This window comes from Streptomyces jumonjinensis, assembly GCF_009600885.1.
In the GTDB taxonomy this organism is placed as follows: domain Bacteria; phylum Actinomycetota; class Actinomycetes; order Streptomycetales; family Streptomycetaceae; genus Streptomyces; species Streptomyces jumonjinensis.
Map to the genome: position 1 here is coordinate 62,425 of NZ_VCLA01000170.1, position 23,379 is coordinate 85,803.

At 72.3% G+C, this 23,379-nt stretch carries 24 protein-coding genes; 19 read left to right on the forward strand and 5 right to left on the reverse strand.

The annotated features are described in order from the left end of the window. Window positions 1-26: 26 nt before the first annotated feature. The 10 genes from FF041_RS25140 (at window position 27) to FF041_RS25185 (ending at window position 8,688) form a co-directional block, all read left to right on the forward strand. Entirely contained in the window at window positions 27-440 is a 414-nt protein-coding gene (locus tag FF041_RS25140) for a DUF3151 domain-containing protein (RefSeq protein WP_153524918.1), read from the forward strand. A gap of 162 nt (window positions 441-602) precedes the next feature. Continuing rightward, complete coding sequence (locus tag FF041_RS25145) at window positions 603-1,424, forward strand: tryptophan 2,3-dioxygenase family protein (protein ID WP_153524919.1); 822 nt, start codon at window positions 603-605, stop codon at window positions 1,422-1,424. Beyond that, window positions 1,417-2,661, forward strand: a complete 1,245-nt coding sequence (gene kynU, locus FF041_RS25150) for a kynureninase (protein WP_153524920.1) — start codon at window positions 1,417-1,419, stop codon at window positions 2,659-2,661. The genes FF041_RS25145 and kynU overlap by 8 nt, the downstream gene beginning before the upstream one ends. A 119-nt stretch (window positions 2,662-2,780) precedes the next feature. Further along, window positions 2,781-3,644, forward strand: coding sequence for an alpha/beta hydrolase family protein (locus FF041_RS25155; RefSeq protein ID WP_153524921.1), 864 nt, complete (start codon window positions 2,781-2,783; stop codon window positions 3,642-3,644). Between the two features lie 143 nt (window positions 3,645-3,787). Then, a complete protein-coding gene (locus FF041_RS25160) occupies window positions 3,788-4,633 on the forward strand; it encodes an NAD(P)H-binding protein (RefSeq protein WP_153524922.1) in 846 nt (281 codons plus the stop codon). Between the two features lie 129 nt (window positions 4,634-4,762). Continuing rightward, window positions 4,763-6,064: a sensor histidine kinase gene (locus tag FF041_RS25165; RefSeq protein WP_323392665.1), complete on the forward strand. Its 1,302-nt coding sequence runs from the start codon at window positions 4,763-4,765 to the stop codon at window positions 6,062-6,064. After that, on the forward strand, window positions 6,061-6,720 hold the full coding sequence (locus FF041_RS25170; protein WP_153486479.1) for a response regulator: 660 nt from the start codon (window positions 6,061-6,063) through the stop codon (window positions 6,718-6,720). Before FF041_RS25165 ends, FF041_RS25170 begins: the two co-directional genes overlap by 4 nt. 118 nt (window positions 6,721-6,838) lie before the next feature. After that, window positions 6,839-8,098, forward strand: a complete 1,260-nt coding sequence (locus FF041_RS25175) for a cytochrome P450 (RefSeq protein ID WP_153524923.1) — start codon at window positions 6,839-6,841, stop codon at window positions 8,096-8,098. An 82-nt stretch (window positions 8,099-8,180) separates the two neighbouring features. After that, window positions 8,181-8,405: a hypothetical protein gene (locus FF041_RS25180; RefSeq protein WP_153486613.1), complete on the forward strand. Its 225-nt coding sequence runs from the start codon at window positions 8,181-8,183 to the stop codon at window positions 8,403-8,405. Beyond that, window positions 8,371-8,688 carry a hypothetical protein gene (locus FF041_RS25185; protein WP_194292169.1) on the forward strand — a complete coding sequence of 106 codons (318 nt, stop codon included), beginning with the start codon at window positions 8,371-8,373 and terminating at the stop codon, window positions 8,686-8,688. The genes FF041_RS25180 and FF041_RS25185 overlap by 35 nt, the downstream gene beginning before the upstream one ends. 51 nt (window positions 8,689-8,739) lie before the next feature. On the opposite strand, the gene FF041_RS25190 is transcribed toward FF041_RS25185, so the two are convergent. After that, window positions 8,740-10,356 (reverse strand): ABC transporter permease, encoded by a 1,617-nt coding sequence (locus FF041_RS25190; RefSeq protein ID WP_153524924.1) that lies wholly within the window; start codon window positions 10,354-10,356, stop codon window positions 8,740-8,742. Next, window positions 10,353-11,273 carry an ABC transporter ATP-binding protein gene (locus tag FF041_RS25195; protein WP_153524925.1) on the reverse strand — a complete coding sequence of 307 codons (921 nt, stop codon included), beginning with the start codon at window positions 11,271-11,273 and terminating at the stop codon, window positions 10,353-10,355. Before FF041_RS25195 ends, FF041_RS25190 begins: the two co-directional genes overlap by 4 nt. A gap of 94 nt (window positions 11,274-11,367) precedes the next feature. On the opposite strand from FF041_RS25195, the gene FF041_RS25200 reads away from it, so the two are divergent. Next, complete coding sequence (locus FF041_RS25200; protein ID WP_153524926.1) at window positions 11,368-11,874, forward strand: GbsR/MarR family transcriptional regulator; 507 nt, start codon at window positions 11,368-11,370, stop codon at window positions 11,872-11,874. 95 nt (window positions 11,875-11,969) lie between these two features. Here FF041_RS25200 and FF041_RS25205 read toward each other — a convergent pair whose 3' ends face one another. Beyond that, window positions 11,970-12,764 carry a diacylglycerol kinase gene (locus FF041_RS25205; RefSeq protein WP_323372295.1) on the reverse strand — a complete coding sequence of 265 codons (795 nt, stop codon included), beginning with the start codon at window positions 12,762-12,764 and terminating at the stop codon, window positions 11,970-11,972. A gap of 154 nt (window positions 12,765-12,918) precedes the next feature. Here FF041_RS25205 and FF041_RS25210 point away from each other — a divergent pair, with 154 nt between their 5' ends. The 6 genes from FF041_RS25210 to FF041_RS25230 all read left to right on the forward strand — a co-directional run bounded on the left by FF041_RS25210 (window position 12,919) and on the right by FF041_RS25230 (window position 19,010). Beyond that, window positions 12,919-14,202 carry an adenylosuccinate synthase gene (locus FF041_RS25210; RefSeq protein WP_323392668.1) on the forward strand — a complete coding sequence of 428 codons (1,284 nt, stop codon included), beginning with the start codon at window positions 12,919-12,921 and terminating at the stop codon, window positions 14,200-14,202. A 224-nt stretch (window positions 14,203-14,426) separates the two neighbouring features. Continuing rightward, a complete protein-coding gene (locus FF041_RS25215; protein WP_153524927.1) occupies window positions 14,427-16,007 on the forward strand; it encodes a DUF11 domain-containing protein in 1,581 nt (526 codons plus the stop codon). Between the two features lie 134 nt (window positions 16,008-16,141). Then, a complete protein-coding gene (locus FF041_RS38145; protein WP_194292180.1) occupies window positions 16,142-16,654 on the forward strand; it encodes an L-type lectin family protein in 513 nt (170 codons plus the stop codon). Between the two features lie 26 nt (window positions 16,655-16,680). Further along, window positions 16,681-16,929, forward strand: a complete 249-nt coding sequence (locus FF041_RS25220) for a hypothetical protein (RefSeq protein ID WP_267133230.1) — start codon at window positions 16,681-16,683, stop codon at window positions 16,927-16,929. A gap of 179 nt (window positions 16,930-17,108) precedes the next feature. After that, window positions 17,109-18,317 carry an esterase/lipase family protein gene (locus FF041_RS25225; protein WP_153524928.1) on the forward strand — a complete coding sequence of 403 codons (1,209 nt, stop codon included), beginning with the start codon at window positions 17,109-17,111 and terminating at the stop codon, window positions 18,315-18,317. Between the two features lie 255 nt (window positions 18,318-18,572). Further along, the gene (locus FF041_RS25230) at window positions 18,573-19,010 is read left to right on the forward strand and encodes an SSI family serine proteinase inhibitor (protein ID WP_153524929.1); all 438 of its coding nucleotides are present in this window, start codon (window positions 18,573-18,575) and stop codon (window positions 19,008-19,010) included. Window positions 19,011-19,031: 21 nt separating this feature from the next. Here the strand turns inward: FF041_RS25230 and FF041_RS25235 are convergent, their stop codons facing one another. Next, the gene (locus tag FF041_RS25235; protein ID WP_153525052.1) at window positions 19,032-19,484 is read right to left on the reverse strand and encodes a MarR family winged helix-turn-helix transcriptional regulator; all 453 of its coding nucleotides are present in this window, start codon (window positions 19,482-19,484) and stop codon (window positions 19,032-19,034) included. Window positions 19,485-19,588: 104 nt separating this feature from the next. Then, window positions 19,589-20,188 (reverse strand): DJ-1/PfpI family protein, encoded by a 600-nt coding sequence (locus FF041_RS25240; RefSeq protein ID WP_153524930.1) that lies wholly within the window; start codon window positions 20,186-20,188, stop codon window positions 19,589-19,591. Window positions 20,189-20,354: 166 nt separating this feature from the next. Between FF041_RS25240 and FF041_RS25245 the strand changes: the two genes are divergently transcribed. Beyond that, window positions 20,355-21,770: an aspartate aminotransferase family protein gene (locus FF041_RS25245; RefSeq protein WP_153524931.1), complete on the forward strand. Its 1,416-nt coding sequence runs from the start codon at window positions 20,355-20,357 to the stop codon at window positions 21,768-21,770. Between the two features lie 150 nt (window positions 21,771-21,920). Continuing rightward, on the forward strand, window positions 21,921-23,327 hold the full coding sequence (locus tag FF041_RS25250; RefSeq protein ID WP_194292170.1) for a glycosyltransferase family 39 protein: 1,407 nt from the start codon (window positions 21,921-21,923) through the stop codon (window positions 23,325-23,327). The last annotated feature ends 52 nt before the right edge of the window (window positions 23,328-23,379 follow it).

The window sequence follows — 23,379 nt, forward strand, 5'->3', positions numbered from 1 at the left end:
CCGGCCGGAGCTGGGAGACTGGACGCATGGGTATCCATGAAAATCTTCTCGGGGGGCCGCCCCCCACTCATCTCCCCGACGACCCCGAGCCCCGCGAGCTCCTCGCCGCAGGCGAGCCCCCCGCCGACGTCGCCGCCAAATACCCCACCTCCTCCCTCGCCTGGGCGCGGCTGGCCGACGACGCCTTCGAGCGCGGCAGCGTCGTCGAGTCGTACGCCTACGCCCGCACCGGCTACCACCGCGGGCTCGACGCGCTGCGCCGCAGCGGCTGGAAGGGCCATGGGCCCGTGCCCTGGGAGCACGAGCCCAACCGCGGCTTCCTCCGCGCGCTGCACGCGCTCGCCCGCGCCGCGCAGAGCATCGGGGAGCAGGCGGAGTACGAGCGCTGCGCCACGTTCCTGCGCGACTCCTCCGAGACGGCCGCCGACACCCTGGGCTGAGCCGGGACGCTGAGCCGGGACGCTGAAACGGCCCGCGACTCTCCTGGCCCACAGCCATGGAGGGGCCGCGGGCCCGCGGCCTATGATGCGGGTGGGGACCGGGGCTCCCACACCTACAAAGGAAGGGGCGGACCGCTACCCGGACACGTCGAGGAGACAGCGATGTCACATGACGCGGCCCCGAATCTGGATTTCGCGGGCACCACTCCGTACGAGGACTACGTCCAGGCGGATGTCCTGACCCATCTCCAGCACCCGCTCTCCGAGGACCCGGGCGAGATGGTCTTCCTGGTCACCACCCAGGTGATGGAACTCTGGTTCACCGTGCTCGTCCATGAGTGGGAGACCGCGTCCCGCGCCCTGCGCGAGGACCGGGTGCCCGTCGCACTGGACGCGCTGGCCCGCTCGGCGCGCGAGCTGGAGGCGCTCAACGCCTCCTGGAAGCCGCTCGGCCAGCTGACGCCCGCGCAGTTCAACGCGTACCGCGGCGCCCTCGGCGAGGGCTCCGGCTTCCAGTCCGCGATGTACCGGCGGATGGAGTTCCTGCTCGGCGAGAAGTCCGCGTCCATGCTGGTGCCGCACCGGGGCGCCCCCCGGGTCCACGCCGAGCTGGAGAAGGCGCTCCAGGAGCCGAGCCTCTACGACGAGGTGCTGCGGCTGCTGGCCCGGCGCGGGCTGCCGGTGCCCGAGGAGGTGCTCGTACGGGATCTGTCGCTGAAGTACGAGCCCAGCGAGGCCGTCGAGGCGGTGTGGGCCGGGGTCTACCGGTCCGCGGACCAGAGCTCCGAGCTGGTCAGACTGGGTGAGGCGCTGACCGATGTCGGCGAGCTGGTGTGGCGCTGGCGCAACGACCATCTGGTGGCGACCCGGCGGGCGATGGGCGCGAAGGCGGGCACCGGCGGTTCGGCCGGGGTGACCTGGCTGGAGAAGCGGGCCCGTAAGAACGTCTTCCCCGAGCTGTGGACGGCCCGCAGCCATGTCTGAGCACCTGGCCGTGACGGCGGCCTCCGGACTTCGCGCCCAGGCGGCAGCCCTCGACGCCGCCGATGAACTCGCCCCGCTGCGGAAGCTGTTCGTCCTCGGCGAGGGCGTCTATCTCGACGGCAACTCGCTCGGCGCGCTGCCCGCCCATGTCCCCGGCCGGATCGCCGACGTCGTCTCCCGGCAGTGGGGCGAGCTGCGGATCCGCTCCTGGGACGAGAGCGGCTGGTGGAGCGCGCCCGAGCGGATCGGCGACCGGATCGCCCCCCTGGTCGGGGCCGGTCCGGGGCAGCTCGTCGTCTCCGACTCGACCAGCGTCAATGTGTTCAAGGCGGTGGTCGCCGCGGTCCGGCTGGCGGGCCCGGACCGTACCGACATCGTCGTGGACGCGACGACCTTCCCCACGGACGGCTATATCGCCGAGTCCGCCGCCCGGCTGACGGGGCGGCGGATCATCCCCGTCGACCCGGCCGCCGCGCCCTCCGTGCTCGGCCCCGCCACCGCCGCGGTCCTGCTCAACCACGTCGACTTCCGCACCGGCCGGCTGCACGATCTGCCCGCGCTCACCGCGGCGGCCCACGCCGCCGGGGCGATCGCGGTCTGGGACCTCTGCCACAGCGCGGGAGCCCTCCCCGTCGGCCTGGACGAGCACGGCGTCGATCTCGCGGTCGGCTGCACCTACAAATATCTCAACGGCGGGCCCGGCGCCCCCGCCTTCCTCTATGTCGCGAACCGCCATCAGCGGGCCTTCGACTCCCCGCTGCCGGGCTGGAATTCGCATACGGACCCCTTCGCCATGGACCCGCGCTATACGGCGGCCGAGGGCGCGGTACGGGGCCGGGTGGGGACGCCGGACATTCTCTCGACGCTGGCGCTGGAGGCCGCGCTCGACGTCTGGGACGGCGTCAGCGTCGATTCCGTACGGGCGAAGAGCCTGGCGCTCACCGACTTCTTCCTGGAGTGCGCCGACGCCTATGTGGAAGGCGGGCTGGGCGGCCCTGACTCCCGGGTCCGTTCGCTGACCCCGGCCGATCACCGCTCCCGGGGCAGTCAGATCGCGCTGCGGTGCGCCGAGGCCCCCGCCGTGATGGCGGAGCTCATCGCGCGCGGTGTGGTGGGCGATCTGCGCAGGCCCGATGTGCTCCGTTTCGGATTCACCCCGCTGTACACGGGATTCGCGGACGCCGAGCGCGCGGCGGCGGTCCTCGCCGACGTGCTCGCGCGGCTGCCTGCGGCTTGAGGCGACGCTTCACCTGACCGGCGGGGGTACTGATACCGTCCCCGCTGGTCAGGTAATTCCGCGGTCGTCCTCTCCGGTCCGCGGCCAATTCCGCGACGTCCTGGGAAGGTTGGAACAGCATGCCGGACCCTGTCGCCCGTGATACCGCCGAGATGGAATCGGCATTCTCGCATCCGGCCGTGGCTCCGGACGCGTCGCGCGCTTACGGCGACCACCCCGATCAGGTCGTCGACTTCTACGCCCCGCGCGACGGCCGGGAGAGCGCTCCGCTCGTCGTCGTGCTGCACGGCGGGGCCTGGCGGGCGCCCTACGACCGCCGCCATGTGACCCCGTTCGCCGACTTCCTCGCCCGGCGCGGACTCGCGGTCGCCAATGTCGAGTACCGCCGTGGCCGCGCCCTGCCGCAGCAGGGCGGCGCCGGCCCGGTCGCCGGTCGCTGGCCGGAGACCTTCGACGATGTGGCCGCCGCGCTGGACGCGCTGCCCGCGCTGGCCGCCGATGCGCTGCCCCGGGCCGATGTCCGGCGCACGGTGCTCACCGGGCACTCCGCGGGCGGGCAGCTGGCGCTGTGGGCCGCCGCCCGGCATGTGCTCCCCCCGGGGTCGCCGTGGCGGCTGCCCTCGCCGCCCCCGCTGCGCGGGGTGGTCGCCCTCGCGCCGATCGCCGACTTCGCCCGCGCGGCCGAGCTGGCGGTGTGCGGCGGCGCGGTCCATCAGCTGCTGGGCGAGGACTTCAAGGAGCGGTACGCGCACACCGACCCGGCGGCCCTGCTCCCCACCGGGATCGCCACCGCGGTGGTGCAGGGCCGGGAGGACATCGTCGTACCGCACACCGTCGCCGAGTCGTTCGTGGCGGCGGCGGCGCGAGCGGGGGAGACGGTCGGGCTCACCCTCCTGGAGGACGCCGGACACTTCCCGCTGATCGACCCGGCCGCGGACGCCTGCGCGGTGGTCGCCGAGGAGATCGCCCAGCTGGCCTGGTGACCCCGTCGCCGAGGAGATCGCCCGGCTGGCCTGGTGACCCCGTCGCCGAGGAGATCGCCCGGCCTCAGCCGGCCTGGTGATCCCCGGGGCGCACCGCCTGTTTGAGGACAGAAGCTGACCGCAACGCTTTCTACGGTGTTCCCATGACGAACACGAACCAGCCTGTCCTGGTGGCGGGAGCGACCGGAACCGTCGGCGGCGGAATCGTCCGCGAGCTGCTCAGCCGCGGCCACTCCGTACGCGCCCTCACCAGGAATCCGGCAGTCGCGGACCTCCCCCGGGGAGCCGAGGCGGTACGGGGCGACCTCACCGACCCCGACTCGCTGACCGCGGCCCTGGACGGCGTCGACGGGCTGCATCTGATCACCTTCTCGGGCCCCGAGTACACCCCGCTGGAGACCGGCCCCCGGCTGATGGAGCTGGCGCGGGAAGCCGGGGTGCGCCGGGTCACCGTCCTCAACGGCGGCGGGCCGAGCCCCCTGGAGGACGCGGTGCGGGCGGGCGGCCTGGACTGGACCGTGATCGTGCCGGTGGAGTTCATGGCCAACGCCCTGGAGTGGGCCGAGGCCGTCCGGACCGGGGACGAGGTGCGCGAGCCCTTCGCGGACCGGGTCAGCGCCATGGTCCACGAGCGCGACATCGCGGCCGTCGCGGCCGTCGCCCTCACCGAGGACGGCCACGCCGGACAGGAGTACGTGGTCACCGGCCCCGAGGCGCTCACCCTCCACGACAAGACCCGCGCCCTGGCCGAGGCGCGCGGCCGGGACATCCGGCTGGTGGAGCTGACCGAGGAAGAGGCCGTCGCCCGGTGGCGGGAGGCCGGGCACCCCGCCGAGATCATCGAGTTTCTGCTGATGGCCTACGGGAACACCCCGCTCATCGGCCGCACCGTCGCCGACACCGTCCAGAAGGTCACCGGCCGCCCGGCGCGCACCTTCGCCCAGTGGGCGCGGGAGCACGCCGACGCCTTCCGGGCCGCCGCCGGGTGAGGCACGCGTACGCCTGTGTCCGTCACACGTACGCGTACGTGTGACGGACACGTAGTCCTCAGGACGGACGCGGCGGAATCCGCAGCGATGCGGACGACCGCGTCCGCCCGCCCGCATACCGTTCTCTAGGTGACCGAGAAGACCCGCAGTCCCGAATACCGCCTGACGGCAGATTCCCTGGCCGGTCTCCGCCAGGACCTCTTCCACCACGCCTTCGCCTACCGCCCGCTGCCCCCGACGCCCACCGACGGGCCCCTGACCCGCCGCCTCCCGGAGGGGATACGTCCGTACGCGGCCTGGACACGGCACGCCCTGGTCGGGTTCGGCGCGCTGATCACGGTGTCCGTCGGCATCTCCACCTCCTCCTACTCGGCGAGCTCGGTTTTCGCTCTGCTCAGCATGGTGCCCGCCGTGGCGGTGCTGATGACGCTGATCCGGCCGGTCGGCGCGTTCTGGATCTCGCTGCTCTCCGCCCCCGTGGTCGCCGCCGCCAGTCCGTACTGGGACATCTGGCCCTGGGCGGCGGCCGGCCTCTTCTCCCATCTGGTGGTGATGGGGGTGGTGGCCCTGCGCACCCGCCCGCGCACCGCGGGCTGGATGTGGGTGCTGACCGCGTGCTACTCCCTGATCATCGAGGGCTTCCTCTCCGGCGGGTCGAGCACCAACTCCCACTTCATGCTCGTCCTCGCGGCCCTGGTGCTGCTGGTGACGACCCTGGTGCACGTACGCCGGGAGGCCAAGCAGGAGGTCGCCGCCCAGCAGTCCGTCACCGCCGTCGAACGCGACCGCCGCACCCTGCTGGAGGAGCGCACCACCATCGCCCGCGAGCTGCACGACGTGGTCGCCCACCACATGTCCGTCGTCGCCATCCAGGCCGAGGCCGCGCCCTACCGGGTGGAGAACCCGCCGCCCGAGCTGGAGAAGGCATTCGCCACGATCCGGGAGAACGCCGTCGCCGCCCTCACCGAGCTGCGCCGCATCCTCGGCGTCGTCCGCGCGGAGGACTACGAGGCCCCGGACGCGCCGCAGCCCGTCCTCGCCGACCTCGACCGGCTGCTCGCCAATGTGCGCGAGGCGGGCCTGGAGGCGGAGAAGTCCGTCACCGGGGCGGTGCGCCCGCTGCCGCAGGGGGTGGAGCTGTCGGCGTACCGGATCATTCAGGAGGCGCTGAGCAACGCGCTGCGCCATGCCCCGGGCTCGTCCGCGAAGGTCGAGATCAGCTATGTTCTCGGCGGGTTCGGGCTGCGGGTCGTGAACACCGCGCCCCGGGGACTGGTCAAGCCGTCGCCGGGGGCGGGCCATGGGATCACCGGAATGAAGGAGCGGGTGTCGATGCTGGGCGGCGAGCTCACCAATGAGCCCACCGAGGACGGCGGCTACGAGGTGACCGCGTTCATCCCGGCCGCCATGACGGCCGAGGAGCCGGCATGACCATTCGCGTACTGATCGTGGACGACCAGATGATGGTCCGCGAGGGCTTCTCCGTGCTGCTGAACGCGATGCCGGACATCGAGGTCGTCGGCGAGGCCGTCAACGGCCGCGAGGCCGTGGCCCGGGTGGCGGAGCTCGCCCCGGACGTGGTGCTGATGGACATCCGGATGCCGGAGCTCAACGGCATCGAGGCCACCCGTGAGATCGTCGCGGGGAGCTCGGACGCCAGGGTGCTGGTGCTGACCACCTTCGATCTCGACGAGTACGTCTACCAGGCGCTGCGCGCGGGGGCGTCGGGCTTTCTGCTCAAGGACGCGTCGGCGCGACAGCTCGCGGAAGGGGTACGGGTGGTCGCGTCGGGCGAGGCGCTGCTCGCGCCGACCGTGACCCGGCGGCTGATCACCGAGTTCTCCAAGCTCGCCCAGACCCCGAGGGCGGGCGCCGTCTCCCAGATCGGGGAGCTCACCGAGCGGGAGACCGAGGTGCTGGTGCTGATCGCCCAGGGCCTGTCCAACGCGGAGATCGCCGCGCATCTGGTGGTCGCCGAGTCCACCATCAAGACCCATGTGAGCCGGGTCCTGGTGAAGCTGGGGCTGCGGGACCGCACCCAGGCGGCGGTGTTCGCGTACGAGGCGAGACTGGTCACCCCCGGGTAGTACGGGGCCGGGTGGTCGCCCCGGGGCGTACGGGGCGGGCGTACTCGCTGGTCACAAGCGGGTTGAGCTTTATCCACAGCACTGGTCTCCGGCTGTGGGACGGGGTTAGCGTCCGGATATGAACGCACTTTTCGAGCCGTGGTCGCCCGTGTTCACCGCCGATCCGTACCCCGCGTACGAGCGGCTGCGGGCGGGCGGCCGGGTGCACTGGTTCGAGCCCACCGGGCAGTGGCTCGTCCCGCACTACGCGGATGTGTCGGCGCTGCTGCGGGACCGGCGGCTGGGGCGCACGTATCTGCACCGGTTCACCCACGAGGAGTTCGGCCGGACGCCCCCGCCGCCGGAGCACGAGCCGTTCCACACGCTCAACGACAACGGGATCCTCGATCTGGAGGCCCCGGACCACCCCCGCATCCGGCGGCTGGTGACCAAGGCGTTCACCCCGCGTACGGTGGCGGCGCTGGAGCCGACGGTGCGGCGGCTGGCCGCCGAGCTGGTGGCGAAGGTGAAGCGGGCGGGCGGCGGCGATCTGCTCGCCGACGTCGCCGAGCCGCTGCCGGTGGCGGTGATCGCGGAGATGCTGGGCATCCCGCACCAGGACCGGGGGCTGCTGCGGCCCTGGTCGGCGGATATCTGCGGGATGTTCGAGCTGAACCCGTCCGACGAGACCGCCCGCCGGGCGGTCACGGCGTCGCAGGAGTTCTCCGCGTATCTGCGCGGGCTGATCGCCGAGCGGCGCGCGAAGCCCGGCGAGGATCTGATCTCGGCCCTGATCGCGGCGCACGAAGACAACGAAGAGGTGGGGCCCGGAGGGTCTCGTCAGAAGGGTGGTGGCGGGAGAGGGGCTGGCAGGCTGAGCGAGCAGGAGATGATCTCGACCTGTGTGCTGCTGCTGAACGCGGGCCACGAGGCGACCGTCAACACCACCGCGAACGGCTGGTGGACCCTCTTCCGCCACCCCGATCAGCTGGCGGCCCTGCGCGCGGACCACTCCCTGCTGCCCACGGCGGTGGAGGAGCTGATGCGCTACGACACCCCGCTCCAGATGTTCGAGCGCTGGGTGCTGGACGACATCGAGATCGGTGGCACGGTCATCCCGCGCGGCTCCGAGCTGGCCCTCCTCTTCGGCTCGGCCAACCGCGACCCGGCTCGCTTCGACCGCCCGGACACCCTCGACCTCTCCCGCGCGGAGAACCCGCACATCACCTTCGGCGCGGGAATCCACTTCTGCCTGGGCGCTCCGCTGGCCCGGCTCGAACTGGCGGCCTCCTTCGGGGAGCTGCTGCGGGAGGCCCCGACGATGCGGCTGGCGGGGGAGCCGGAGTGGAAGCCGGGCTATGTGATCCGAGGGGTGCGCGAGCTGCCCGTCGAGCTGTAGGCGCGGCCTGCTTGTCGCTTGATCGGATGACCTGGCCCCGGAACGCCCCCGCTCGCCGGGCGGCGGGAGTAGTCGTATGGCCATGGGAATCGGCGACCGACATCAGAAGAAGGACATCGAGGCGGCGCTCCGGAGGGCGGAGGCGTGCGGTCTTAAGGTGACCCACGACAAGAGCCGGCATACATGGGGCTATGTCATCTGCTGCCCGTGCAGCGACAAGTTCACGGTGCACTGCACCCCTCAGAGCGCAGGAAACGAGGCGAAGAAGATCAATGGCTTCATCAACAAGCACCGCGGCTGTGCGTGAGTGGTACTTCAATCTGTGCTTGCAGGACGCGCTCACTTTGGAGCAGTCCGACACACTGGCTGGGCTCGACCGCTTCAACGACGGACGCATCTGCCTGGCTGAAGCGCCCGGCTACTCCCGGTTCATTTGTTCTTTCAAGGCTGAGACCCTGACGGGTGCCATCGCGGAAGCTCTCTCCTTCTTCGAGGAGTTCCCGGGTGTCCTGGTGCGCAGTGTCGAGCTGGATCCGCAGGCACTGGCGGAGAACGGCATGGCGACGGCGTCCGTGGTGCCCGCGCCCTGACCCTGGCCCGGGGCCGGGTTCCCGGAGCCGGGAACCCGGGCCCCCAGGGGATCAGACCCGCAGGTCCCTGCGGCGCAGGGCCAGGAGGCCCGCCGTGAGCAGGGCCGCCGTCAGTGCCGACAGGATCAGCACCGGCTCCCACTCCATCGTTCCGCCCGGCAGTTTCGGCAGATGACCGAAGGGCGACAGCTCCAGCACCGTCTCCGGCAGATTCAGCGCCGGGCCGATCCAGCCGATCGCCAGACAGAGGCCGACCACGGCCCAGGACGCCGTCGCCGCCTTCGGGAGCGCGCCCCACAGCGCTGTCGTCACCCCGCCCAGCAGCCACACCGCGGGGATCTGGAGCAGGACCGCGCCCATGACGGGGCCGAAGTCCGCGCCATGGCCGAGGGCGAGCCCGAGGCCCGCGCAGAGGAGGATCGCGGCCGAGCCGCCGAAGGCGATCAGCAGATGGCCCGCCGCCCAGCCGAGGCGGCCGACCGCGCCCGCGAGGACCGGCTCCGCGCGCTGGGAGGTCTCCTCGCCGTGGAGCCGCAGCACCGACGCCGCCGTGAAGAGCGCCGCGACCATGCCGAAGAGTCCGGTCATCGCGGCGAGGAAGGCGTCGGTCAGCTCCGACTGCCCGCCCATGCGCTCGAAGATCTCCCGCGTGCCCTCGTTCTCGCCGACCAGGTCCGCCACGCCCCCGGCCATCGAGCCCAGGGCGATCCCGGCGGCCAGGAAAGCAGCGGCCCAGCCGAGCACCGCGCCCCGCTGGAGCCGCCAGGCGAGGGCGGCGGCGGTGGCGATCCGGCCCTCGGCCGGGCCCGGCCTCGCGGGCAGAAAGCTCATGCCGACGTCGCGCCGCCCGGCGAGTGCGTACGCCGCCGCCCCCTGCGCGAGCACGGCGGCGGTGAGCAGCAGCAGGACCCACCAGCGCTCATGGGCGTAGGGGCGGACGTTCGCCGCCCAGCCGAGCGGGGAGAGCCAGGTCGGCACGGCGGAGCCGTCGTCCGCCGAGGAGTCTCCGGCGGCCCGCAGCGCGTAGGCCGCGCCCAGTGCGGCGGCTGCCAGCCCCTTCGCCTGCCGGGCGCTCTCGGTGAGCTGGGCCGTGACGGCCGCCAGACACGCGAAGAGCAGGCCGACCAGACCGATGGCGAGGCCGAGCGCCAGCGCCCCGGTCGCGGAGCCGGTGGGCCCGGCGAGGCCCAGGGCGATGATCAGGGCGAGCGCCGCGTCGGCGGCGAGCGCGGCGAGCAGGGCCGCCGTCAGCGGGGCGCGGCGGCCGACCATGGCGGAGGAGAGCAGCTCCTGCCGTCCGGTCTCCTCCTCTTCCCGGGTGTGCCGGACGACGATGACCAGGCTCATCACGGCGGCTCCGATGGCCGCGAATCCGCCGAGCCGCCAGGCGACCAGCGCCCCGAGCGAGTCGTCGAAGACGGGGCCGATCATCGCCCGCAGCGATCCGTCGGAGGCCAGCGACCGGACGAGATCGGCGCGTTCGGCGGCGGTGCCGTAGAGCGCTTGGATCGAGCCGACGCCGCTGATCAGGGTCGCCGACAGCGCCAGCACCCAGACCGGCGTCATGATCCGGTCGCGGCGCAGGGCGAGCCTCAGCAGCGCGCCCGTTCCGGCGAGGGGCCGGCTCGTGCGCGCGGGGCGTCCGTTCGTACCCGCCGGGGCGGTCATCGCGCCGTCGCCTCCGCCGCTGTCGCCGGGGCCGTGTAGTGGCGCAGAAAGAGCTCTTCCAGGGTCGGCGGGGTGCAGGTCAGCGAGCGCACGCCCGACTCGGTGAGCGCGCGCAGCACGGCGTCCAGTCCGTCCGTGTCGACCTGGAGGGCGACCCGGGTCCCCTGGACGTCGACATCGTGGACGCCGGGGAGCCGGGCGAGGCCGTTCGGCGGGGCGGCGAGTTCGGCGGCGACGCTGGTACGGGTGAGATGGCGCAGCTCGGCGAGTGAGCCGGTCTCCACGGTCCGCCCCTGGCGGATGATGCTGACCCGGTCGCAGAGGGTCTCCACCTCGCTGAGGATGTGCGAGGAGAGCAGCACGGTCCGGCCCCGGGCCCGCTCCTCGGTCACACAGCTCTGGAAGACCCCCTCCATCAGCGGGTCGAGTCCGGAGGTCGGCTCGTCCAGGATCAGCAGATCCACATCGGAGGCGAAGGCGGCGACGAGGGCGACTTTCTGGCGGTTGCCCTTGGAGTAGGCGTGCCCCTTCTTGGCGGGGTCGAGTTCGAAGCGTTCGATCAGCCGGGCGCGGCGGGCCTTGTCGAGACCTCCGCGCAGCCGGCCGTAGAGGTCGATGACCTCGCCGCCGGAGAGATTGCGCCAGAGGGTCACATCGCCGGGTACGTACGCGACGCGGCGGTGCAGCTCCACCGCGTCGTGCCAGGGGTCGCCGCCGAGGAGCCGGGCCGCTCCGGAGTCGGCGCGCAGCAGTCCGAGCAGTATCCGGATGGCGGTGGACTTCCCGGCTCCGTTGGGGCCGAGGAAGCCGTGCACCTCGCCTGCTTCGACGGTGAGATCCAGACCGTCCAGCGCATGCGTCCGGCCGAACGACTTGTGCAGTCCGGCGACGGAGATGGCCTTGATTGCCTTCGTCATCATTCGGAATTTACGCTAACTTCACAAACTTGTGAAGTTAAGGAACCGTATAAAATCGATAGGGAGCCGGTGAGCAGGGGAGAGGATCGGAGACATGGGAGAACAGGGCGTGCGCGATGGAGCGGCACCGGACCCGGAGGTGGTCTCCGCCTTTGTGGAGCGGTTCGCCGGACAGCTGGTGGAAGCGGGCATGGCGCGGATGCCCGCCCGGATCTTCGCGGCGCTGCTCTCCTCGGACTCCGGGGTCCTGACGGCGGCCGAGCTGGGCGAGCAGCTGAAGATCAGCCCGGCGGCGGTCTCCGGGGCGGTCCGCTATCTGGTGCAGGTGAACATGGTCTCGCGGGAGCGCGAGCCCGGCTCCCGGCGGGAGCGGTACCGGGTGCACAGCGATCAGTGGTACGAGGCGCTGGGCAACCGCGACCAGATGATCAAGAAGTGGGAGGACACCCTGCGGGAGGGCGTGGGAAGCCTCGGGGCGGACTCGGCGGGCGGGCGGCGGCTGGCGGAGACGCTGGAGTTCTTCCAGTTCCTCCAGAAGGAGCTGCCGCTGCTGCTGGACCGCTGGCGGGAGCACCGGGAGCGGGTCTTCGGGGCCTCCTGAGCCCCGGGGCGTGGGCCTGAGGGCCTCGGGCATCGTGAGGCCCTCAGGCCCGCGGCCAGGAGGCCGGCACACGGGCCCCCGGCTCCGGCGCCGGGTCAGACCGGCGACGGCAGCGTCAGCCCCCAGGCCCCCGCCCGCAGCGTCCAGGTCCGGGTCCGCACCGGCCCGGTGATCAGGGTGTCCGCCTGATAGCGGAAATCCGGCCCCGAGACGGTCACCGTCAGCGCCTTCGCGCTCAGCGGCTGCCCCGCCCCGGCCGGCCGCACCGTCACCCGCGCCCGGCCCCCCGCCGCCCGGACCGTCACCGCCTCCACCTCCTGGTCGAGATCGGCCAGCAGCAGCCCGTCCGCCTCCACCCGCAGCCGGTGCCGGGGCCCCGGCAGCAGCACCGGGGCCGGCCGCCGCAGGGTGCGGACCAGCGAACGGCACGCCCCCCACACCGACCCCGCCCCCACCGCCGCCGGGAACGCGGGGATCGCCAGATCCCCCACCACCACCCCGTCGCTCTCGTCCACCAGCAGATCCAGCCGCCGTACCGCGCCGTCCAGCACCGCCCGCGCCGCCGCCACCGCACCCCTGGGCACCCCCAGCGAGTGCGCCAGCTCCACCGCGGGCCCCACCGGGACCAGGGAGAGCGCCCCGTCGCCGAGCCACCGATCCCGGTGCAGCAGCGCCACCGCCCGCAGCAGCGCCCGGTCGTCGCCCACCACCACGGGCCGTCTGGCCCCTCTGCGGGCCAGCGCCCGCGCAAACTCCTCGGGCCCCTCGGGAAGACAGATTTTCGCCTCCGACCCGCCGCACAGAACATCCTTCGCGATCCGAACGGACTCGCCGTCACTTCGGCGGGCGACCGGGTCGATGACCACCAGTAGCTGGTCGTGAGCCGACACCTCGGTCCTTCCTCGGGTAGCATCTTTGTGCAAGAGCCCCTTGCGCTATTGCGCCAGGGGCTTCGTCTATTCCGGGGCAACCGGTCCGCGGACTCAGGCACGGCTCACCGCCCCCTGACCTTGGACATGCCCCGCCCGGAAGGGGTGTACGCCTGTGCCCGCACTTGTGCTGCTCGGTGCTCAGTGGGGTGACGAGGGCAAGGGAAAGGCCACCGACCTGCTCGGTGGATCAGTGGACTATGTGGTGCGCTACCAGGGCGGCAACAACGCCGGCCACACGGTCGTCGTAGGCGACCAGAAGTATGCGCTGCATCTCCTCCCTTCCGGAATCCTCTCGCCGGGGTGTACCCCGGTCATCGGCAACGGAGTCGTCGTCGACCCGGCTGTCCTGCTCTCCGAGCTGAGCGGGCTCAATGATCGGGGAGTCGATACGTCCAAGCTCCTGATCAGCGGAAACGCCCATCTGATCACTCCGTACAACGTCACCCTCGACAAGGTGACGGAACGATTCCTTGGGAAGCGGAAGATCGGCACCACGGGTCGCGGCATCGGCCCGACCTACGCCGACAAGATCAACCGCGTCGGCGTCCGCGTCCAGGACCTCTACGACGAGTCGATCCTGGAGCAGAAGGTCGAGGCGGCGCTGGAGTCCAAGAACCAGCTGCTCGCCAAGGTCTTCAACCGCCGCTCCATCGAGGCGGGCAAGATCGTGGAGGAGATGCTCCAGTACGCGGAGCAGATCAAGCCGTACGTCGCGGACACCACGCTGATCCTGAACGACGCCATCGACGCCGGGAAGGTCGTCCTCTTCGAGGGCGGCCAGGGCACCCTGCTGGACGTGGACCACGGCACGTACCCCTTCGTCACCTCCTCCAACCCGACCGCGGGCGGCGCCTGCACCGGCGCGGGCGTGGGCCCCACGAAGATCTCCCGGGTCATCGGCATCCTCAAGGCCTACACGACCCGGGTCGGCGCGGGCCCGTTCCCGACCGAGCTCTTCGACGAGGACGGCGAGGCGCTGCGCCGGATCGGCGGCGAGCGCGGTGTCACGACGGGCCGGGACCGCCGCTGTGGCTGGTTCGACGCGGTGATCGCGCGGTACGCGACCCGGGTCAACGGTCTGACGGACTTCTTCCTCACCAAGCTCGACGTGCTGACGGGCTGGGAGCAGATCCCGGTCTGTGTGGCGTACGAGATCGACGGCAAGCGGGTCGAGGAGCTGCCCTACTCGCAGACCGACTTCCACCACGCGAAGCCGATCTACGAGATGCTGCCGGGCTGGTCCGAGGACATCACCAAGGCGAAGACCTTCGCCGATCTGCCGAAGAACGCGCAGGGGTACGTGAAGGCGCTGGAGGAGATGTCGGGCGCACCGATCTCCGCGATCGGCGTGGGCCCCGGCCGTACTGAGACGATCGAGATCAACTCGTTCCTGTAAGCGTTCCGCTGTGCCGCGCGCCCGGGTGGGGAGCTCCCCGCCCGGGCGCCGTCATTTCCGGGCGCCCTGGAAGGGAACGGCTCTTAACGGGGCGTCAGGACCTTCGCTCTGGCTGCTATTAGTGCATTACGGGTAATTCTGAGTGTTTATCAGATAAAAATGTCCAATCTGGGGAGGGGTGGTGTCTGTGGATCATCGAACGGTGAGCACGGAGGGCATCCCGTATGAGAAGCAGTCACGGACGACCGGTGAGGGCGTTCCGCCGGATCAGTGGGCTCGCGGCACTGTGCTGTGCGCTCGGAGCCGGCATCCCGGTGCTGGCGCCGCCCGGGGTCGCCGCCGCTGAGGGAAGAGCCGCTCCGGGCCCGGCGGCGTTCCCCGGCGGCGCACCGCAGGCCGCCGTGGAGCCGGGCGGGACCGCCCGGGGGGCCGTGCGCGAGCAGGCCGATCTCTCGCTCCGGTCCGAGCTCGGGCTCCGGGGCGACGATCAGAAGGCGGACGCTGCCGGGGCCACGGACGCGGCCACGGACGCGGCCACGACGGGGACCACCGACGCGGCTGACGCTCAGCCGGAGACGCAGCGCCAGACCACCGCCGGTACGTCCACCGCCGTGGAAGCCGCCGCCGGCGAAGCCGGTACCGCCGACGACGGCGTCTACGAGTACCGGATCACCGTCGTCAACCACGGCCCCTCCCAGGCCGTGAACGTCACGGTGACCGACGAGCTCCCCGCCGCGCTCACCTTCGTCTCCTCGCCCGACGGCTGCACCGCCCAGGCCCGGCAGATCACCTGCGGCCCGCTGGCCACCCTCGACGTGGGCCGCTCCCACACCTGGCTGCTCACCGTCCGGCTCGCCGACGACTACTCGGGCGACGGCTCCGACATCGTCAACGTCGCCGCCGTGACCTCCCAGACCGCCGACCCGGACCCGGCCAACAACACGGCCTCCCTCACCGGACTGCCCGTCCCGCCCGTCCCGCCCGTCCCGCCCGTCACCGGGAAAGCGGATCTCTCCCTCCGCAAGACCGCCGTGCTCCCCGGCGGAAAGCGCTGGGTCAGCCCCGGCGACACCTTCACGTACCGCGTCACGGTCCACAACAACGGTCCCGCCGCGGCCCGCTCCGTACAGGTCACCGACCCGCTGCCGGACGTCCTGCGCTTCGTCTCGTCATCGGACGGCTGCGCGCCCGCCGAACCGGCGGGACAGACCGTGGTCTGCCCGGTGCTGAACCGGCTCCCGGCCGGTGACTCCGCCGTGTACGAGATCGTCGTCCAGGTCCGGGAGAACAGCGTCCCGAGGTCCAGCGGCCCCAGCGCCCTCAGCAGCGGCTACGGTCACGACGGCGACGGCGACGGCGACGGCGACGGACACGGACACGGCCACGGGCACGACGGCGACGACGGGCACGGGCACGACGGCGACGACGGGCACGGACACGACGGCGACGACGGACACGGACACGGCAAGGCGAGCGAGATCGACAACATCGCCTCCGTGACCTCCGCCACCCCCGACCCGGTGCCGGGCAACAACGAGAACGCCTCCGGCACCACCGGCCCCGGCGGCGGCCCGCTCCTCCTCAAGGAGCCGTCCCGGCCGACCCGCCCGGGGCCGACCTACCCGGGGCCGACCCACTCGGGGCCGGTCCACCCCACCCGCCCCGGACCCACACACCAGGGACGCCCTGGCCCCCACCTGGCCGACACCGGTGGCGACCTGCCCGGCTGGCTGCCCTGGTCGGCGGTGCTGGCCCTGGCCTCCGGCGCCTCGATGGTCGCCCTGAGCCGCCGCGCCTCCCGCTGAGCCGCCGGACGCGGCACCGCCCGCACCGTCCGTACCGTCACCACCGTCCGTACCGCCACCACCGTCCGCCCGAGACACCCATCCCAGATGAGGGGCCCGCGGAAATGAGATGCGCCTGGGGCTCGGCCCGCGCCATGACCACTCGACTGCGACTGCGACTGCGACTGCGACCGCGACCGCGGCTGCTCCTGCGACCGCGACTGCGCATCGCCCTGGCCATGGTGTGCGGAGCCCTGCTCTGCCCGTCCCCGCAGCACGCGACCGCGCTCGACACCGCGCACGTACCCCCGACCCGGCAGCACACCACCGTCACGGACGACGACCGCTCCGCCGCCCCCCGCGCCCTCTCCTTCCCCGTCCACGAACCCTTCGACGGGCCGGTCGGGAACCTCGGCTCGCTCACCGGCACGGCCAGCTACCAGAGCGGCGGCTGGCTCCGGCTGACCAGCGCGGCGGGCAACCAGGCCGGCGGCTGGGAGATGAACGACTCCTTCTCCACGAGCCTCGGCATCGTCGCCGAGTTCACCTACGCCACCTACGGTGGCACCCCCTTCGACGGCAAGCGCGGCGACGGCCTCGCCTTCTTCCTGGCCAACGGCAACGCCGTGAACGGCACCGGCGCCCCCGGCGGCAGCCGTCCTCGCTGAGCTTCGTCAGCTCGGACGACGAGTGCATGTCGGGCGATCAGGTGGACTGCGGCCCGGAGGCCACCCTGGCCCCCGGAGCCTCGGTGACCTGGGTGTTCCGGGTGAAGCTCGACCCGGACTACACCGGGGACGGCTCCGACATCCGCAATACGGCCGTCGTCCACTCGGCGACCCGGGACCCGGTGCACGCCAACAACGAGAGCACCGCGGGCACCCCCGGCGGCACGGTCGACAAGCCGACCGCCGATCTGGAGGTGACGAAGAAGACCCCGTGATCCGCTGATTCACCGAGTGGGGCGGGCCGTCGTGCGGCGGTTCGCCCCACACCCGTTCCACCGGGAAATCTGTCTGAAAGTGGTTCACCCACACGAATTACATTCATGAGTTCGACCTCGTGGAGTCGCCCTGAGTGCTCAAGCTGTCCCCGGCCGTAATCACCTCAGAGGGGAACAGCATGAGCGAACCGACCGAGCAGGAGCTGGCGGAAGCCTTCCGGAGCGCGCCGCCCATCGTGCTGGCAGCCGGGCCCGGCGAGACGACGGCGACCCCGCCGACGCCGGACGCGACCTGGGAGCTGCCCGGCGGCACCGCCTGGGTGTACTACGGGCAGGACCACAGTGCGCTGACCACGCCCGTGATCATGGCCGACGGCTTCAACACGGGCCCCAGCACCCTGGCGTTCTCCTGGGAGGTGCTGGAGGTCAAGAACCACGCGTTCATCAGCCAGCTGCGGGCGGCGGGCAAGGACGTCGTCCTCCTCGGCTTCGAGGAGCGCAGCGCCTCGATTCTGAAGAACGCGGAGACCGCCGTCGCCGCGATCCACCGGGCGATCAGCGAGCGCCAGAGCGACCAGCGGCTCGTGGTCGGCGGCTTCAGCATGGGCGGGCTGGTCACCCGGTACGCGCTCGCCAAGATGGAGCACGAGAGCATCGACCACCAGACCGCCGTCTACTTCTCGTACGACAGCCCACACCAGGGCGCGTACATCCCTCTCTCGCTCCAGGCGTTCGCCCACTACATCAAGAAGCTGGACACGCGGTTCTCGGACCAGATCAACAGCGACGCCTCCCAGGAACTGCTGTGGCGGCACATCGAGACGTGGGACGCCGAACCCGGCGTCAGCGGCGCGCGGAACGATTTCCTGGCGGCGCTGGAGCGCGTCGGCGGCTGGCCGCGGATCCCCCGGAAGGTCGGTGTCGCCAACGGCGTCGCCAACGGCGTCGGCAATGGCATCAAGGCCGGTGAGACCGCCGTCAAGGGCAAGGGCCTCGGCATCATCGGCACCGATCTGCGCACCCAGCCGACCGACGCGGAGGCGCTGGCGGCGGCGCTGCGGGTCATCACCTGGAAGAAGGGGGAGACCCACGCCGTGGGCCTGCCCGGCGTGGACGGAGCGCCCGGCGGCACCCTGAACGGCTTCGGCATCCTCGCCGACACCCTCAACAAAATCCTCGGGCTCGGGGTGAACGACCCGATCCGCGAGCACTGCTTCGTCCCGGCGGGCAGCGCCGTCGCCGTCCGGGGGCTGGACACGCACGACGACCTGTTCACGGGCATCGAGCCCGGGGAGGGCGAGCTGGACGAGTTCCTGTGCGCCTCGCGGAACGAGGAGCACACCAAGATGACCGCAGAGCTGTGCGACTGGCTGGTCGAGCGGTTCTAGCCAGTCACTGCGGAAGGTCCCGGTCCGGCGGCGGTGCGACGCCGTGGGGCCGGTCCGGCGGCGGGGGCAGGCGACCGGCCCCCGCCGCCGGTTTCGGGGGCGTACGCCCTTAAGGTGCCGGGGTGCGTACGCCCTTACGGGGCACCTTGCGCGGGCCGCTCCGGGTGTCGGCTTCGCGCTCCGGTCGCCAGACGCTGATCTGGGGCTCCCCGCCGCCCCGGCGCGGGATGCGCCACGATCTCGTCAGGAGCCCCGATGCACCATCGCAGTCGCAGTCGCAGTCGCAGTCGCAGCCGCAGCAGCAATCGCAGTCGTACGTTCGTCCGCTCGGCCGTCCTCGCCGCCGTCGCCCTCTTCGCGCTCGGCGCCGCCGCCCCCGGGCAGAGCGCCGGGCGGGGCCTGCTGCTGACCGTCTCGGGCACCGAGAACACCTGGATCCGGGGCGTCACACTCCAGTGCGACCCGGCTCCGGCCGGGAGCCATCCCCGGGCCGCCCAGGCGTGCGCCGCGCTGGACGCGGCGGAGGGCGACCCCGAACGGCTGGCGGCGGACGGGCGCATGTGCACCATGGAGCACGACCCGGTCACGGTCACCGCCCGGGGCGAGCACCGGGGCACACCGGTCGCCTGGCGCGAGACCTACTCCAACTCCTGCGTCATGCGCGGTGAGACCGCCGCCGTCTTCGACTTCTGAGTCCCCGCCGTACCGCTGGGCTCAGGCGTCGTCCGGCCCGGCGGCGGCCGGCTCCCCGGGAAGGGCGTCCAGCGCGCCGGAGAGCCGTTCCAGGACCCGTGCCGTCTCCGCGAACTCCTCGGGGCCGAGCACCTCCGCCAGCCGGGCGGCCAGCTCCGCGTGGCCGGGGCTGATGCGCTGGAGCGCGGCCAGGCCCTCGTCGGTGGCGCGGAGCAGTTTGGCGCGGCGGTGGGCGGGGTTGGGCTCATAGACCGCGAGCCCCCGCTCGACCAGCAGATCGGCGATCCGCTGGACGCTCTGGCGGGTGATGCCCATGGTCCGGGCGATCCCCGCGACGGACTGGGGAGCGGAGCCGATCGCGCCGAGCACCTGCCAGCGGGCCGCCGTCAGCCCGGCGGGCCTGGCCAGCGACTCGGCGACCGCGAGAAACTGGCCGTTCAGCCGGAAGACGCCGAGCGCGGTCCGGCTGAGCAGCTCCTTGTACGTCGCCTGGGGCTGGGGCTGGGGCTGGGGCTGGGCTTCGGCCGGGTCCGCTGCCTGGGCTTCGGCCTGGGCTTCGGCCGGGTCCTTCGCCGTGCTCACGCCTGCTCCAGGACCGCGAAGGCGCTCGCGTCGGAGTCGTGGAACAGCCGGTACCAGGCGTCGAGCTGTTCGCCCTCGTACGCCTTCAGCTCGGCGAAGACCTCGCGGGCGAAGGCGACGGGCTCGGTGGGGCCGGCGGTGATCAGGCCGTCGTCGGTGACGGCGTCGGCCTCGCGGTAGCGCTCGCCGCCCCCGTAACCGGTGGCCGCGAGATAGAACGAGACCGCGCTGGTGTGGTCCCGGTCGTCGAGCAGGCCCTCGCGGGCCAGCCCCGCCGTGGCCCCGCAGATGGCGGCCACCGGGGTCTTCGCGGCCAGGAACTCGCGCGCCTTCGCGGCGAAGGGTGCGAGCTCGTCGCCCGTGTCCCAGGCGGACGCGCCGGTGAGGATCAGCAGCGCGCTCTCCTCGGGCCGCAGCTCCGCGAGCGCGAGATCCGGCTGGACGCGCAGCCCGCCCATGGTGGTGACGGGGGCGGTGGTGAGGCCGACCGTGCGGACGGTGAAGCCGCGCTGGGCGAGATGAGCGGTGGTGTGTCCGGTCTCCCAGTCGGCGAAGGTGTCGTAGACGGCGAGATGGACGGTTCCACGGTCGCTCATGAGGTGCTCCTCGTTCGGCGCTGCCCGGTTGATGACAGAAGGCTGTCATCTCGACAGCATGCTGTCAATTGGCGGCGGGGATGCGCGACAGAACGCCGCAGCGATGCCGGTGCGGGCAGACACCATGGTCATTCCGGCGTCCGCCGGACGTCCCTACGCTGCCCGTATGACCACTGAAGCCCAGACCTCCGGCCGCCGCGCCGCCGCCGCTCCGCGCGCTGCCGACGTTCCGCGCGCCGCCGACCCCGTGACCGGCGCCGCCGTGAAGGCCGCCGACCGCGCCCATGTCTTCCACTCGTGGTCCGCGCAGGGGCTGATAGACCCGCTCGCCGTCGCGGGCGCCGACGGCTCGTACTTCTGGGACTACGACGGGACGCGCTACCTCGACTTCACCAGCGGACTCGTCTACACCAACATCGGCTACCAGCACCCGAAGGTCGTCGCCGCGATCCAGGAGCAGGCCGGGAAGCTCGCGACCTTCGCGCCCGCCTTCGCCGTCGAGCCGCGCTCGGAGGCGGCCCGGCTGATCGCCGAGCGGACCCCCGGCGATCTCGACAAGATCTTCTTCACCAACGGCGGGGCCGAGGCGATCGAGAACGCCATCCGGATGGCCCGGCTGCACACCGGCCGCCCCAAGGTGCTCTCCGCGTACCGCTCGTACCACGGAGGCACCGCCACGGCGGTCAATGTGACCGGCGACCCCCGGCGCTGGCCCTCCGACAACGGCACCTCGGGCGTCGTCCACTTCTGGGCCCCCTTCGCCTACCGCTCGCCCTTCTACTCCTCCTCCGAGGCCGAAGAGGGCGAGCGGGCGCTGCGCCATCTCGCGGACACCATCGCCTTCGAAGGGCCGGGGACCATCGCCGCGATCGTGCTGGAGACCATCCCGGGGACAGCCGGGATCATGGTCCCGCCGCCCGGCTATCTCGCGGGCGTACGGGAGCTCTGCGACCGGCACGGGATCGTCTTCGTCCTCGACGAGGTGATGACCGGGTTCGGCCGCACCGGGAAGTGGTTCGCGGCCGAGCACTTCGGGGTGACGCCCGATCTGCTCACCTTCGCCAAGGGGGTCAACTCCGGCTATGTCCCGCTCGGCGGGGTGGCGATCTCGGCGGAGATCGCGGCCACCTTCGAGAACCGGCCCTACCCCGGCGGGCTCACCTACTCCGGGCATCCGCTGGCGTGCGCGGCGGCCGTCGCCACGATCCGGGTGATGGCGGAGGAGCGGGTGGTGGAGCAGGCCGCCCGGATCGGCGAGACCGTGCTCGGCCCCGGGCTGCGGGAGCTCGCCGAGCGGCACCCCAGCGTCGGGGAGGTGCGGGGCACGGGGGTGTTCTGGGCGCTGGACCTCGTCCGCGACCGCGCCACCCGCGAGCCCCTCGTCCCGTACAACGCCTCGGGCGAGGCGAACGCGCCGATGGCCGCCTTCGCCGCCGAGTGCAAGGCGCGGGGGCTCTGGCCCTTCGTCAACATGAACCGCACCCACGCCGTGCCGCCGTGCAACATCAGCGAGGCGGAGGCCGAGGAGGGGCTCGCGGCGCTGGACGCGGCGCTCTCGGTCGCGGACCGGTTCACGGTCTGAGCGGTCTGAGCGGTCTGAGCGGTCTTGAGGGGGGCGGTTCACGCTCTGCGGGGCCGGGCTGCCCTCTGACGGCCCTCCGGAGCGTGAATGAATTGATTGGCGCGGCGTGGGGGGACTGCCTATCAATCCGGCGGCCGATGGACTCGCCGGATGATCGACATCTCCACCGCCGCTCCGCCCTCCGCCCGCCCCTCGCGGCGGGCGCTCTCCGCCCATACGGTCGCCCTCCTGCCCGCAGCCCTGATGCTCGGGCTCGGGCTCTGGGGGATCGAACGCCAGGGGACCCTCTGGGGCGATGAGGCCGTCACCTACGAGATGGCGCAGCGCTCACTGCCCGAGATCTGGCGCACCCTCGCCACGGCCGACGCCGTGCACGGCCTCTACTACCTCCTCATCCACCTGGTGTTCGCCTCCTGGGAGCCCGGCCTGGCAGCGCTGCGGCTGCCGTCCGTGCTCGGGATGTGCGCGACGGCGGCCGGAGTCGCGCTGATCGGCCGACGGCTCGCCGGGCCCCGGGCGGGGCTGCTCGCCGGGCTGGTGCTGCCGCTGCTGCCGGCCGTGCAGCGGTACGCGCAGGAAGGGCGCTCGTACGCGCTGGTCTGCGCGCTGGTCACCGGGGGGACGCTGCTGCTGTTGCGGCGCCAGTGGACGGCGTACGGGGCGGTGATGCTGACGGCATGCCTGCTCCACGAGTTCGCGGTGCTGGCCGTGCTGGCGCACGGGGTGACGGTGTGGGGCGGGCGGGCGCGGCGCGGCTGGACGGTGGCGGCTCTCTGGGTGACGGTGGCCATCGCGCCGCTCGCGCTGTTCAGTACGACGCAGTCGGGGCAGGTCGAATGGATCGGCGTGCCAGGACCGGCGGAGCTCGGCGGGTTCGGCGCGCTGGCGCTCGTGGGGTGGGGCTGTGCGCGGTCGCCGGGCGGGGCCCGGGTGCGCGCGGTCGCCCTGCCGCTGCTGGTGCTGCCGTCCGCGCTGCTGATGGCGGTCTCGTACGTCCATCCGCTCTTCGTGGACCGCTACGTCCTCGCGTACGGCATCGGTCTCGCACTGCTGCTGGGCGCGGTGCTCGACTTCCACTGGTCCCCGGTGCTCGCGCTCGCGGCGGCCGGGGCGGCGCTGCTGACGCTGGTCGCGTTCGGGCCGTTTCTGCGGTCCCCCGAGAGCCGTAAGAACGACGTGACGGCGGTCGCGGCGGTCGCGGCGGAACTGGGCCGCCCCGGCGACGGTCTGCTCTTCACCCCGATGCGGCGACGGGTCTGGACGCTGGCGCATCCGGACGCCTTCCGTGGGCTGACGGACCTGTCGCTGGCGGCCTCCCCCCGGGCGTCGGACACCCTGCACGGTACGGAGCTGCCGCCCGCCGCCATCCGCACCGCGCTGCTGGCGTGGACCGGCCGGGTGGTGGTGTTCCAGGACCTGAGGGGGGAGCCGCTGGACGCGGTGCCGGGGGAGGAGATGAAACGGGAGGTGCTGCGGAGGTACTTCACGCTGTGCGAGGAGAGGGTGGTGGGGCAGGTAAGGGTGGGGGTGTACGCGAGGACGGGGTGCGGCTCCTGAGGGTGCGGGGGTGCTTCGGGGCTGGGGCCCTTGCCGGGTCCGGGTGCTTCGG

What these genes read in the sequence shown, in the direction of transcription:
- FF041_RS25190 (WP_153524924.1), bottom strand. Translation starts at nt 10,356, where the DNA reads ATGACCGCCCCGGCGGGTACGAACGGACGCCCCGCGCGCACGAGCCGG.
- FF041_RS25170 (WP_153486479.1), top strand. Translation starts at nt 6,061, where the DNA reads ATGACCATTCGCGTACTGATCGTGGACGACCAGATGATGGTCCGCGAG.
- FF041_RS25215 (WP_153524927.1), top strand. Translation starts at nt 14,427, where the DNA reads ATGAGAAGCAGTCACGGACGACCGGTGAGGGCGTTCCGCCGGATCAGT.
- FF041_RS25180 (WP_153486613.1), top strand. Translation starts at nt 8,181, where the DNA reads ATGGGAATCGGCGACCGACATCAGAAGAAGGACATCGAGGCGGCGCTC.
- FF041_RS25155 (WP_153524921.1), top strand. Translation starts at nt 2,781, where the DNA reads ATGCCGGACCCTGTCGCCCGTGATACCGCCGAGATGGAATCGGCATTC.
- FF041_RS25160 (WP_153524922.1), top strand. Translation starts at nt 3,788, where the DNA reads ATGACGAACACGAACCAGCCTGTCCTGGTGGCGGGAGCGACCGGAACC.
- FF041_RS25245 (WP_153524931.1), top strand. Translation starts at nt 20,355, where the DNA reads ATGACCACTGAAGCCCAGACCTCCGGCCGCCGCGCCGCCGCCGCTCCG.
- FF041_RS25175 (WP_153524923.1), top strand. Translation starts at nt 6,839, where the DNA reads ATGAACGCACTTTTCGAGCCGTGGTCGCCCGTGTTCACCGCCGATCCG.
- FF041_RS25250 (WP_194292170.1), top strand. Translation starts at nt 21,921, where the DNA reads ATGATCGACATCTCCACCGCCGCTCCGCCCTCCGCCCGCCCCTCGCGG.
- FF041_RS25145 (WP_153524919.1), top strand. Translation starts at nt 603, where the DNA reads ATGTCACATGACGCGGCCCCGAATCTGGATTTCGCGGGCACCACTCCG.
- kynU (WP_153524920.1), top strand. Translation starts at nt 1,417, where the DNA reads ATGTCTGAGCACCTGGCCGTGACGGCGGCCTCCGGACTTCGCGCCCAG.
- FF041_RS25185 (WP_194292169.1), top strand. Translation starts at nt 8,371, where the DNA reads ATGGCTTCATCAACAAGCACCGCGGCTGTGCGTGAGTGGTACTTCAAT.
- FF041_RS38145 (WP_194292180.1), top strand. Translation starts at nt 16,142, where the DNA reads ATGACCACTCGACTGCGACTGCGACTGCGACTGCGACCGCGACCGCGG.
- FF041_RS25220 (WP_267133230.1), top strand. Translation starts at nt 16,681, where the DNA reads ATGTCGGGCGATCAGGTGGACTGCGGCCCGGAGGCCACCCTGGCCCCC.
- FF041_RS25200 (WP_153524926.1), top strand. Translation starts at nt 11,368, where the DNA reads ATGGGAGAACAGGGCGTGCGCGATGGAGCGGCACCGGACCCGGAGGTG.
- FF041_RS25140 (WP_153524918.1), top strand. Translation starts at nt 27, where the DNA reads ATGGGTATCCATGAAAATCTTCTCGGGGGGCCGCCCCCCACTCATCTC.
- FF041_RS25195 (WP_153524925.1), bottom strand. Translation starts at nt 11,273, where the DNA reads ATGACGAAGGCAATCAAGGCCATCTCCGTCGCCGGACTGCACAAGTCG.
- FF041_RS25230 (WP_153524929.1), top strand. Translation starts at nt 18,573, where the DNA reads ATGCACCATCGCAGTCGCAGTCGCAGTCGCAGTCGCAGCCGCAGCAGC.
- FF041_RS25225 (WP_153524928.1), top strand. Translation starts at nt 17,109, where the DNA reads ATGAGCGAACCGACCGAGCAGGAGCTGGCGGAAGCCTTCCGGAGCGCG.
- FF041_RS25240 (WP_153524930.1), bottom strand. Translation starts at nt 20,188, where the DNA reads ATGAGCGACCGTGGAACCGTCCATCTCGCCGTCTACGACACCTTCGCC.